General features: G+C 72.1%; 10 protein-coding genes and 1 pseudogene. 5 read left to right on the top strand and 6 right to left on the bottom strand.

Translation table 11 applies throughout. The features are described 5' to 3' along the window. Positions 1 to 981 (bottom strand): alpha/beta hydrolase, encoded by a 981-nt coding sequence (locus tag ACFYWX_RS16280; protein ID WP_389424656.1) that lies wholly within the window; start codon positions 979 to 981, stop codon positions 1 to 3. 276 nt (positions 982 to 1,257) lie between these two features. On the opposite strand from ACFYWX_RS16280, the gene ACFYWX_RS16285 reads away from it, so the two are divergent. From ACFYWX_RS16285 to ACFYWX_RS16300, 4 genes are read left to right on the top strand one after another with little or no spacing between them, the layout of a single operon-like run. Continuing rightward, positions 1,258 to 3,138 (top strand): amidohydrolase, encoded by a 1,881-nt coding sequence (locus ACFYWX_RS16285; protein WP_389424686.1) that lies wholly within the window; start codon positions 1,258 to 1,260, stop codon positions 3,136 to 3,138. A gap of 32 nt (positions 3,139 to 3,170) precedes the next feature. Further along, entirely contained in the window at positions 3,171 to 3,833 is a 663-nt protein-coding gene (locus tag ACFYWX_RS16290; protein ID WP_389424657.1) for a hydrolase, read from the top strand. 43 nt (positions 3,834 to 3,876) lie between these two features. Then, on the top strand, positions 3,877 to 4,401 hold the full coding sequence (locus tag ACFYWX_RS16295; protein WP_389424658.1) for a DoxX family protein: 525 nt from the start codon (positions 3,877 to 3,879) through the stop codon (positions 4,399 to 4,401). Beyond that, complete coding sequence (locus ACFYWX_RS16300; protein ID WP_389424659.1) at positions 4,382 to 5,119, top strand: YoaK family protein; 738 nt, start codon at positions 4,382 to 4,384, stop codon at positions 5,117 to 5,119. The genes ACFYWX_RS16295 and ACFYWX_RS16300 overlap by 20 nt, the downstream gene beginning before the upstream one ends. Before the next feature lie 207 nt (positions 5,120 to 5,326). Here ACFYWX_RS16300 and ACFYWX_RS16305 read toward each other — a convergent pair whose 3' ends face one another. Further along, complete coding sequence (locus ACFYWX_RS16305; RefSeq protein WP_389424660.1) at positions 5,327 to 6,178, bottom strand: helix-turn-helix domain-containing protein; 852 nt, start codon at positions 6,176 to 6,178, stop codon at positions 5,327 to 5,329. A gap of 148 nt (positions 6,179 to 6,326) precedes the next feature. Beyond that, positions 6,327 to 8,231, bottom strand: coding sequence for a BTAD domain-containing putative transcriptional regulator (locus ACFYWX_RS16310; protein WP_389424661.1), 1,905 nt, complete (start codon positions 8,229 to 8,231; stop codon positions 6,327 to 6,329). A 288-nt stretch (positions 8,232 to 8,519) separates the two neighbouring features. On the opposite strand from ACFYWX_RS16310, the pseudogene ACFYWX_RS16315 reads away from it, so the two are divergent. Next, positions 8,520 to 8,711: pseudogene (locus ACFYWX_RS16315) on the top strand (MBL fold metallo-hydrolase); the annotation flags it as partial. A 91-nt stretch (positions 8,712 to 8,802) separates the two neighbouring features. Here ACFYWX_RS16315 and ACFYWX_RS16320 read toward each other — a convergent pair. From ACFYWX_RS16320 to ACFYWX_RS16330, 3 genes are all read right to left on the bottom strand, one after another. Further along, positions 8,803 to 9,801, bottom strand: coding sequence for a sugar phosphate isomerase/epimerase family protein (locus tag ACFYWX_RS16320; protein WP_389424662.1), 999 nt, complete (start codon positions 9,799 to 9,801; stop codon positions 8,803 to 8,805). Positions 9,802 to 9,831: 30 nt separating this feature from the next. Continuing rightward, positions 9,832 to 11,028: a Gfo/Idh/MocA family protein gene (locus tag ACFYWX_RS16325; RefSeq protein WP_389424663.1), complete on the bottom strand. Its 1,197-nt coding sequence runs from the start codon at positions 11,026 to 11,028 to the stop codon at positions 9,832 to 9,834. 31 nt (positions 11,029 to 11,059) lie between these two features. After that, positions 11,060 to 11,484, bottom strand: a 425-nt coding sequence (locus ACFYWX_RS16330; RefSeq protein ID WP_389424664.1) for an aldehyde dehydrogenase family protein, incomplete at its 5' end; no start/stop codon positions are given.

Here is an 11,484-nt window from a genome sequence, read left to right on the forward strand (position 1 = left end):
TCAGTGGCCGTGCAGCGCCGTGCGCAGCGTGTCGACGGCCATCGAGATCGCGGCCTCGGCGGCGTGCGTCTCGCGCAGCGCGTTGAGCATCACGAAGTCGTGGATGACGCCCTGGAAGCGCACGGAGGTCACCGGGACGCCCGCCTCGCGCAGCTTGTTCGCGTACGCCTCGCCCTCGTCGCGCAGCACGTCCGCCTCGCCGGTGATGACCAGCGCCGGGGGCAGGCCCTGGAGCTGCTCGGTGGTGGCGCGCAGCGGGGAGGCCGTGATCTGGGCGCGCTCCGCCTCGTCGGCCGTGTACTGGTCCCAGAACCACTGCATGCCGTCACGGCGCAGGAAGTAGCCGGTGGCGAACTGGTGGTACGAGTTGGTGTCGAACGCGGCGTCGGTCACCGGGTAGAACAGAACCTGCTGGACCAGGGGCACGTCACCGCGCTGCTTCGCCATCAGCGTCAGCGCGGCCGTCATGTTGCCGCCGACCGAGTCGCCCGCGACCGCCAGCCGGGAGCCGTCCAGGTCCTTCGACGCGCCCTGTTCGACGACCCACCGGGCCACCGCGTAGTTCTGCTCGATGGCGACCGGGTAGCGGACCTCGGGGGAGAGGTCGTACTCGGGGAAGACCACCGCGGCGTTCGCGCCGACGGCGAGTTCGCGCACCAGGCGGTCGTGGGTGTGGGCGTTGCCGAAGACCCAGCCCGCGCCGTGGATGTAGAGGATCACGGGCAGGGTGCCCCGGGCGCCGGCGGGCTTGACGATCCGCGCCCGGACACTGCCCGTGGGGCCGCCCGGGACGGTGATCCACTCCTCGTCGATCTGCGGCTTGTCGATCTCACCGGACTGCACCTCGTCGACCGCCTTGCGGCCCTCGGCGGGCGGCAGGTCGAAGAGGTAGGGCGGGTTGGCGGTGGCCTCGGCGAACGCGGCGGCCGCCGGCTCCAGGACCGGTTGGACGGGCTGGAACGACTCGGCGATGTCGGACATGGGTTTCTCCTGAGAAGTCGCGCGTGATCTGCGGGTGCGTCGAGCGGCACGCTAAATCCGGAAAGTCGCGGGGAATGGTCCGCGAGTGCACCGGAACCGGCCTCACAGCGCACGGAAAAGGGCGCCCGCCGTGTCCGTCCCGGCCGCCGAGAAACGAGTGCGCTGTCAGTACGCATTCGGTGCACTCGCGGGACACAGCGGCCCGTCCCCCGTGAATAGCGTGACGGCTCTCGTCAAAAGCCCTACGTCCCGAGGAGGTTGGCCACGGTGTCCACGATGCCGGTCGGCGGGCTCGTTCCCCGCGTCACCGACGACGCCGCGGACCTGGTCGTCCGCAACGCGAAGATCCACACCGCAGACCCGTCCCGCCCGCACGCCGGGGCGATCGCGGTCCGCGCCGGTGTCGTCACGGCCGTCGGCGACGACAAGGACATGGCTCCCCTCGTCGGCCCGGACACGAAGGTGGTCGACGCGCTCGGCCGCCGCGTGGTGCCCGGCCTCAACGACTCCCACCTGCACGTCATCCGCGGTGGCCTCAACTACGTACTGGAGCTGCGCTGGGACGGCGTACCCACCCTGCGCCAGGGCCTTGAGATGCTGCGTGAGCAGGCGGCCCGTACGCCCAAGGGACAGTGGGTGCGGGTGGTGGGAGGCTGGTCGGCCGAGCAGTTCGCCGAACGCCGGCTGCCGACCGTCGCCGAACTCAACGCCGCCGCGCCCGGCACGCCCGTGTTCGTGCTGCACCTGTACCAGTCGGCCGTCCTCAACCGCGCGGCCCTCAAGGCCGCCGGATACACCAGGGACACCCCCGACCCGAAGGGCGGCCAGATCGTCCGCCGCCGCGACGGCGAGCCCACGGGGATGCTGCTGGCCGCGCCCAGCGCGCTCGTCCTCTATTCGACGCTGGCCAAGGCACCGGTCCTGGAAGGCGAGGACAAGAAGACCTCCACCCGGCATTTCCTGCGGGAGCTGAACAGGTTCGGGCTCACCTCGGCGATCGACGCCGCCGGCGGATTCCAGAACTTCCCCGACAACTACAGCACGGTCGTCGAACTCGCCGAGGCCGGCCAACTCTCCCTGCGTATCGCCTACCACCTCTTCCCGCAGACCCCGGGCCAGGAAACAGCGGACCTCGCCCGCTGGATCGAAACGGTCCGCCCCGAGGACGGCGACGCATGGCTGCGCCTCAACGGGGCGGGTGAGAATCTCACCTGGGCGGCCGCGGATTTCGAGAACTTCACCCAGCCGCGCCCGGAACTCACCGATTACGAGCCCGAATTCGAGAAGGCCGTACGGCTCCTCATGGAGAACGGCTGGGGATTCAGGCTGCACGCCACCTACGACGAGACCATCCGCCGCGATCTCGCGGTGTTCGAGAAACTCGCCGCGGAAGGGCTCTTCCCGGCCGGCAACCGCTGGCTGTTCGACCATGCGGAGACCGTCTCCCCGGCCAGCCTCGACCGCATCGCCGCCCTCGGCGGAGCCATGTCCGTGCAGAACCGGCTCTCCTTCCAGGGCGAGGCGTTCGTACGCCGCTACGGCCCCGGAGTCGCCGCGGACGCCCCGCCGATCCGGGCCATGCTGGACCGCGGCCTGACCGTCGGCGCCGGCACCGACGCCACCCGCGTCTCCACCTACAACCCGTGGATCGCCCTGCACTGGCTGGTCAGCGGCCGCACCGTCGGCGACCTGACGATCCGCCCGCCGCACAACCGGGTGGACCGGCGCACGGCCCTCGCGATGTTCACCGAGGCCGGTGCGGCGCTGACCGGCGAGTCGGACGTCAAGGGCGTCCTGCGCCCGGGCTTCCTCGGCGACCTCGCCGTCCTCTCCGAGGACTACTTCACCGTGCCCGAGGCGGACATCGCCCACATCGAGTCCCTGCTGACGGTCGTCGGCGGCCGCATCGTGTACGCCGCCGCCGAGTACGAGGGCCTCGACGAGGAACTGCCACCGGTCAGCCCCGACTGGAGCCCGGTGGCGCACTACGGCGGCTACCAGGCCGCACACCGCACGGGCCGCTCGGGCGCCCGCCAGGCCGAACTGCTCGGCCAGGCAGCTCTGGAGTCCGAGCAGCACCGTCAGTGGCGCGCCCGCCGAGGGCTCGCCCCCGAGAACGCGGATCCGGTCGCCCTCGACCCCTGCTTCGCGCTCTGACCCCTCACCCCTCTCTGACGAAAGGCACCCCCATGGTCGACATCGACAACGTCACCGCCGCCCCCAGCCCCGACCTCCTCACCCCCGACAACGCCGCCGTGCTGTTCGTGGACCACCAGCCGCAGATGTTCTTCGGCACCGGCAGCGGCGATCGCACCGCGATCATCAACGCGACCGTGGGCCTGGCCAAGGCGGCCAAGGTCTTCGACGTGCCGGTGGTCCTGAGCACGGTGGCCGCCGAGTCCTTCTCCGGCCCGCTCCTGCCGCAGCTCGCGGACGTCTTCCCCGACCACAAGGTCGTCGACCGCACCACGATGAACGCGTGGGAGGACCTCGCGTTCGTCGAGGCGGTCAAGGCGACCGGCCGCAAGAAGCTCGTCATCGCCGGCCTGTGGACCGAGGTCTGCATCGTGCTGCCGACGCTGTCCGCGCTCGCCCAGGGCTACGAGGTCTACGTCGTCACCGACGCCTCCGGCGGCGTCAGCCCCCAGGCCCACGAGCACGCCGTCCAGCGCATGATCCAGGCCGGTGCCGTCCCGGTGACGTGGGTGCAGGTGCTGCTGGAGCTCCAGCGCGACTGGGCGCGTACGGACACGTACGTCCCCACCACGGAGGTCGTGAAGGAGCACGCCGGCGCCTACGGCCTCGGCGTCGTCTACGCGCAGGCCGTCATCGGCGCCCACGCGGCCGGCTGAGACCGCCTCATCCCCTCGGGCGTCAGGAACGGACAGGAACACGATGGACACCGGACTGTTGGTCCTCCGGCTGGTGGTGGGTCTCCTCATCGCCGGGCACGGAGTGCAGAAGGTCAGTTTCCGGCTGGGCGGCAACGGCCTGGCGGGCGGCACCGAGGAGTTCCGCCACGACGGCTTCCGCGGCGGCCGCCTCACCGCGCTCGCCGCGGGCGCCGGCCAGATCGGCTCCGGTCTGTTCCTGGCGGCCGGGTTGCTCACCCCCGCGGCGGCGATGACCGCCATGGGGGTGATGACGGTCGCCGGCACCGTCAAGTGGCATCACGGGCTCTGGGTGCAGAACGACGGGTACGAGTACCCGCTGGTCCTTGTCGTCGTCGCCGCGGCGCTGGCGCTCACCGGCCCCGGCCGCTGGTCCGCCGACCACGTCCTCGGGCTGACTCCGTGGCCGCTGTGGGTGTCCCTTGCGGCCATCGCGGTCGGCCCGGCCGGCGGACTGCTCACCCGTGTGGTGCTGCGCCGCCCGCCCGCTTCCGGCAGGGGGACCCCGTATGCGCAAGCTGCTGAGTGACGCGGCCCGCACGCTCGCACCGCCCCGGGAGGACCCGCACGGCCCGCTGCCGCCGCTCATGCTGACGCTGACGGTCGTGACGGGGCTGGTCGACGCCGTGAGCTATCTGGCGCTCGGGCACGTCTTCGTCGCCAACATGACCGGAAACGTGGTCTTCCTCGGCTTCGCCCTGGCCGGCGCGGAGGGGCTGTCCGCGAGCGCCTCCCTCGTGTCGATGACGGCGTTCCTCGCCGGGGCGCTGGCGGGCGGCCGGTTCGGCACACGGTTCGCGGCGCACCGGGGGCGGCTGCTGGCCGCGGCCACTGCACTGCAGTCGGTGCTCGTCGCCGCCACCGGCGTCATCGTGCTGGTCTCGGACGGCGAGGTGACCACCGTGGTCCGGTACGCGCTCATCGTGCTGCTCGGCCTCGCCATGGGCCTGCAGAACGCGGTCGCCCGGCGGCTCGGCGTCCCCGACCTGACCACGACCGTCCTGACCCTCACCCTCACGGGCCTCGCCGCCGACTCCACCACGGCCGGCGGCGCGGCCCCCCGCCCCGGCCGACGCGTCCTGTCCGTCCTCGCCATGTTCCTCGGCGCCCTCATCGGCGCCGCCCTCCTCCTCCACACCGACCTCACCCTCACCCTGCTCCTGGCGTTCCTCCTCCTCATGACGGTGTCGGGAACGGCGTACCGCCTCTCCCTCCCGGACTTGCTCTGGAGGAGACCCCCGTCCTGACCGTCCGACCCCGCACCACGACCGACCGGCCAGTGCGGGGCCCCGGCCAACAGCCGGCACAGGGCGCCCTGCCGGCAACCGGCCCCGCCCCGCCTGCGGGCCGAGCCCCCACACTTCCGTCCGCCGGGCTTGTGAGCTTCCGCTTGCCGGGCTTCCGCGCGCGTTGGTTGGCGGGTGTGCCGACTGTCGGTCGTGGCGCCGTGCCGCCTACCGGGCCGGAGCTCCTGCGCCGCGGCCCGCGCTGTCGCGCCACTCGCTGGGGGACATGCCGTAGGCGGCTCGGAAGACGCGGCTGAAGTGGGTGGCGCTGAGGAAGCCCCAGCGGCCCGCGACGGCGGCGATGGTCTGCCGGCGGCGGACGCGGTGCAGGAGGTCGCGGCGGCACTCCTCGAGGCGGCGGCGCTGGATCCAGCGGCCGACCGTCGTGCCCTCGTCCTGGAACAGCTTGTGCAGGTAGCGCACCGAGATGTGGTGGGCCCCGGCGATCACCTCGGGGGAGAGGTCCGCGTCGGCCAGATGCAGGTCGATGAACCGCAGGATGCGGGACAGCAGCGGCGACCGGGCCTCGGGCAGGCCCGCCGCGTCCTGGCCGAGTTGGTCCGCGGCCAGGGTGGCCAGCAGGTTCACGGCGTTCCAGGCGAGCATCTCGCCGACCGACGGCTGCGACGAGGAGACCGTGTCCGCGAGCTCCGACAGGAACGGCGACAGCAGCGCACCCAGTTGGGACGACCGGCTCACCGGCGCCGCCAGCACCCGCTGTACGTCATGTTCCTGAAGCCCCAGCGCCTCGCGCGGCACGAGGAAGACCTTCAGCCGGCAGTGCTCCGGGAAGCCCAGTTGGGGCGGCCGGTCCGCGTCGTAGAAGCAGATGTCCCCGGGCTCCACCAGGGGAGTCGCGCGCTCCGGTGTGTCCACGGCCCGGCCGCCGCCACGTATGCCGACGAAGAGGTACTCGCCGCTCGCCCGGGCGACCAAGGGGCGCCCGGGGGACCAGGGCCCCTCTCCGGGCAGCCGTGCGGGCTGCGCACCGGTGACGACGACGTCCAGACCCATCGGCATCCGGCACACCGTCCCATTCATTTTCGTCGCCTCCGAGGCCAACCGAACAAACCACCGTTCACATCGACGTTCACTTCGAACGGAGCGTAGAAAGGCGGATGTGCAAAAGAAGTGACAACGGAGTGACAGCGGCGCCCACGAGCCGGCACTACCCGCGGCCGGTGCGCGTGAAATGGTCCAGCAGGCGCTGCCGCGCGGCCCGCCGATCCGTCAGGGAGTCCTGCGCCTCGGTGAGTTCGGCGGCGAACACGCGCAGCAGGTCGTGCGGGGCGTACCGGCCGGGTGCGTGTTCGGTGACTAGGTGGGCGTCGGCGAGGTCGTCGAGGATCAGGCGGGCCGTGCGGGCGGTCAGGCCCGCGAGGGCAGCGACCGTGTCCGGCGTGAGGTCCGGGCCGGGGTGCAGGGACAGCAGGCGGAACAGCCGGGCGCTCTCGGGCGGCAGACAGCGGTAGGAGGAGGCGAACGCGAGACGGGCGTCGGCGGCACCCGCCGGTCCCGCGAACGCGTCGAGACTGCCCCGGGACTCCCGCAGCTCCGCGGCGATGGCCGTGAGCGGGAAGTCCGGGCGGCCGGTGGCGCGGGCGGCCACGACGGCCAGGGCCAGCGGCAGCCGACCGCAGCGCGCGATGATCTCGTCGGCCGCCGCGGGCTCGGCGGCCAGTCGCTCGGGGCCGGTGCGCAGGGCCAGCACGGCCCGCGCGTCCGCGGCCGACGGCAGCCCCAGGCGCAACGGGTGGGCGCCCGAGGCGACCAGACTGGGCAGGCCGTTGCGGCTGGTCACCAGCGTCAGACAGCCCGGCGACGCGGGCAGCAGCGGCCGTACCTGGTCGGTTTCGAAGGCGTCGTCGAGCAGGACGAGCAGCCGACGCCCGGACAGCACGCTCCGGTACAGCCCCGCGAGGGCGTCCAGGCCGCTCGGCAGCCGACCGGGAGGCACACCGAGCGCGGCGAGCATGCAGCGCAGCGCCTCGGCCGGGTCCAGGGGCGCCCGGGACGGGTCGAAGCCACGCAGCTCCACGAAGAGCTGACCGTCCGGAAACCGGTCGGCGACCTCGTGCGCCCAGCGCACCGCGAGCGTGGTCTTGCCGATGCCCGCCATCCCGCCGATCAGCACCGTCGCGGGCGCCCCGGCGGAGTCGACCGCCGCCTCGGTGACCTCCAGCAGGCTGCCCAGCTCGGCCCGCCGACCGGTGAACACCATGAGATCAGGCGGCAGTTGGGCCGGCCGAACCACCGGCTCCGACACCTCGGGGGGCGCCGCCCGCGTGCCCGGCCCGGATGCCAGACCCGTCGGCCGCAGCTCCTGACGCAGCACCCGGGTGTGAGCCGCGGCCAGCTCCGCGCCGGGCGACACCCCCAACTCCTCGGCCAGCAGCCGTCGTACGCCCTCGTACGCCGCCAGCGCCTCGGCCTGCAGCCCGCAGACGGCGAGGGCCATGACGAGCCTGGCGTGCAGCGACTCGTTCAGGGGGTCGAGCTCTGTGGCCTGGCGGAGCCGGGACAGGACGGGCTCGGTCCTGCCGCACAGCAGCGCCGTGTCGGCCGCCATGACCGTGGTGTGCACGAGTTCGCGCTCCACCGCGGCGAACACGGCGTGCTCCCGTACGGACGCGGGGATCCCCATCGCCACCGGGCCCCGCCACTCGCCCAGCGCCTCGACGAAGTGCCGCAGCGCCACCTCGGGCCTGCCCGTGGCGGCCGCCCGCTTGCCCCGCTTGGTCAGGCCACGGAACCGCAGCAGGTCGACCTCGTCCTCCCCCGCCTCCAGCAGATAGCCGCCGGCCCGGCGCAGCAGCCGGCGGCCGGGGGCCCGGGGCGGCAGGTCGGGTTCGAGCAGCCGCCGCAGCGCGCCGACGTAACGGCGGACCACGTTCAGTGCGCTGGCCGGCGGACGCTCCGACCAGAGCACGTCGACGATCTCGCCCGCCGGTACGGGCCGTCCCGCCTGCACCAGGAGCAGGCCCAGCAGGGCACGCTGCTGGGGGAACCCGAGATCGAGCTCCCTCTCCCCCTCGCACACCCGCATCGGACCCAGTACCTCGAACCGCTTCAACTCCGTGCAACCCCCTGCCGTCAACCCCCTGGCAGCAGGGTAGAAGCCCGGCCGGGGAAACGCCGCCGTGCACTGCGCTCGGGGACAAGAAGCAGTGCACTCTCGGTCACGTGGCGCCTGCCTGGCGGTGGCCGACGGCGGCCACGGTGAGCCGGCGGTGGGCGGGCGGTGGGCGGGCGGTGGGCGGGGCCAGGGAGTGGATCCGTGGTGTCACCGAACGTCACCGGGGTAGTCGAGACCGTCACTGAAGCGCCGGGCGGACAATGGCCACAGGAAGGGAGCGTCCAGGTGTTCTTCATCGACACCATCGAGACCGAAGGGCTCGGCAACCACGGCTGCCTCGCGGGAGCCGCGCACACGGCCGTCGCGGTCGACCCGCCCAGGGACGTGGACCGGGTGATCGCCGCGGCCGCCCGCAGAGGCGTACGCGTCTCCCACGTCGTGGAGACCCACGTCCACAACGACTATGTGACGGGCGGCCGATTGAACAGGGGGGGACGCCGTTGCCCAGCCCCCGGCTTCGGGACGAATGACGAACCGAGCCGGGGGCGGGACGACGTAGGGGTGCGGGTCAGAGGGCTGTGGCGGCTGCGTGGAGGTTCTTGGCGGCCAGGGCGAGTCCTTCGGTCTGGGAGTAGGCGGCGTCCTCGTGCTCGATGTTGACGGCCATGTCGGGGTTGATCTCGGCGAGGGCGCGCAGGAACTCCGTCCAGTAGGGGACGTCGTGTCCTTCGCCGACGGCGACGAACTTCCACGCCGGGTTCTCCGGCCAGGCGTTGCACCAGAAGCCGTAGCCGGTGGGAACCTTGCCGGGTGCGTCGGCGGGGACGCGGGTGAAGGAGGTGTCCAGTACGCCGCGGATGTCGGCGCCGGGGCAGAGGGTGGCGTCCTTGGCGGCGGCGTGGAAGACCAGCGGGCCGAGCCATTTGATGGAGGCGACGATGTCCATGCCCTGCCACATCAGGTGGGAGGGGTCCATCTCGGCACCGGTGTTGGTCAGGCCTCCCGCGTCGACGAGCCGCTTGAGGGTGATGGGGGAGAACACCACGTTGTGCGGGTGCATCTCGATGGCGACGCGGACGTCGTTGTCCCGGGCGAGGGCGTCGATCTCCTTCCAGAACTCGACGGCCACGCCCCACTGGTAGTCCAGGACGTCCATGTAGACGCCGTCCCAGGGGTTGACGACCCAGGAGGGGTATTTGGCGTCGGGGTCGGAGCCCGGCGTGCCGGACATGGTCACCACGTGCTTCACGCCGAGCAAGCCGGCGAGGCGGATGGTGCGGCGCAGGTCGTCGGCGTGCTTGGGACCGACTCCCGGGAGCGGGTTGAGGGGGTTGCCGTTGCAGTTCAGGCCCGTCAGTTCCATGCCGCGGTCGGCGAAGGTGGCCAGGTACTCCTCGCGCGCGGCGGCCGAGGACAGCAGTAGGTCGACGGGGCAGTGCGGGGAGGGGATGAAGCCGCCGGTGTTGACCTCCACGGAGGTCAGACCGTTCTCCTTGAGGATGTCGAGGGCCTCGGTGAGGGTGCGGTCGTGCAGGCAGGCGGTGTAGGCGCCGAGCTTGAGGGCCATGGGTGTCTTCTCCTTGAGTGCGGGGGGTGGTCAGGCGACGGGCGGAACCGCGGTGGCGGCCCCGTCGTTGCGGGAGGAGTGGACGACCGCCTGGATGATCTCCATGGTCCGCAGGGCGTCGGCGAAGGTCGCGCAGGCCGGGCGCGGGTCGGTGACGCCCGCGATCTGGTCGAGGAAGGCGCGGGCCTGGTAGGTGAAGTTGTCGGCGTTGCTGGCGCCCACGCCCGGTGCCTCCATCGGGACGCCGCCCGCGAAGTAGGGCAGGTTCGGTCCGGCGATGATCGTGCGGGCGCCGCGGGTACGGGCCTCGGGCTGGGCGTCGTCGAAGAGGTACTCGGCCGGCCGGTGCTGGTCGAAGGCTGCTCGGCCCCCGACACCCAGGACGTCGAAGGCGAGCCCGTTGGGCAGGCCGAAGCCGGTGCGCGACACCGAGAAGGTGCCCACCAGGCCGGACTCGAAGCGGGCGGTGAAGGAGGCGGTGTCCTCGTTCTCGACCTCGCCGAACTCGTCGGAGACGGGAGCCGCGTTGTGCCCGACGACCGCGCCCAGCGGCAGGGGCCGCTTGGGGATCTGCGTCGACAGCGTGGCACCGGAGACGGAGGCGATGGGCCCGGCGACGTACTCGGCGACGTCGATCACGTGCGAGCCGATGTCCCCGAGCGCGCCGGAACCGGGACCGCCCTTGAACCGCCAGCTCAGCGGGCCGTTCGGGTCGGTGGCGTAGTCGCACCAGTAGCGGCCGCTGAACAGGGTCAGATCCCCCAGCTCACCGCGCTGCACGTGGTCACGGATCGCGGCGATGCCGGGCGAACGCCGGAAGGTGTATCCGACAGCGGTCACGACCTCGGCTGAGCGCTCCAGCTCGGCCATGGCGCGGGCGTCGTCGAGCGAGCCGGCCAGCGGCTTCTCGCACAGCACGTGCTTGCCCGCCGCGACCAGCGCCTCGGCGATCGGCCGGTGCAGATCATTTCCGACGACGATGCTGACGGCGTCGATCGTCGGGTCCTCGGCGACGGCCTCCCAGCTCGGCAGCGCCTTGTCGAAGCCGTAACGCCGGGCGGCATCCTCGCCGAGCGCGACGTTGGCGTCCGCTATCGCGGCCAGCCGGATGGGCGGCAGACCGGCTCCGAAGACCGTGTTGACGTTGCGGTATCCGGCCGCATGGCTGCGGCCGGCCATGCCGGCCCCGATCACTGCGACGGAGATGGGCTTGGCGGACGTGGTCATGGCGTGTCCTTTGGGGAAGGGACGTTGAACGTCAGTTGGAGGTCGGGAAGTTGAAGCCTGCGGTCGTGTGCTGGGTGGGCTGGGGCCAGCGGGTGGTGACGACCTTGGGGCGGGTGTAGAAGCGGATGCCTTCGGGGCCGTGGATGGGGGAGTCGCCGATGAGGGAGTCCTTCCAGCCGCCGAAGGAGTAGTAGGACATCGGGACGGGCACGGGGACGTTGATGCCGATCATGCCGACCTTGATGTTGCGCTGGAATCGGCGGGCGGCTTCGCCGGAGGCGGTGAACAGGGCGGTGCCGTTGCCGTAGGGGTTGGCGTTGATCAACGCGATCGCTTCGTCGAGACTCTCCGCGCGGACGATGGCGAGGACGGGGCCGAAGAGTTCTTCCTTGTAGGCGTCCATCTCGGTGGTGACGTGGTCGAGGAGGGAGGGGCCGGTGAAGAAGCCGTCCTCGT

This window comes from Streptomyces sp. NPDC002888, from assembly GCF_042888465.1.
In the GTDB taxonomy this organism is placed as follows: Bacteria; Actinomycetota; Actinomycetes; order Streptomycetales; family Streptomycetaceae; genus Streptomyces.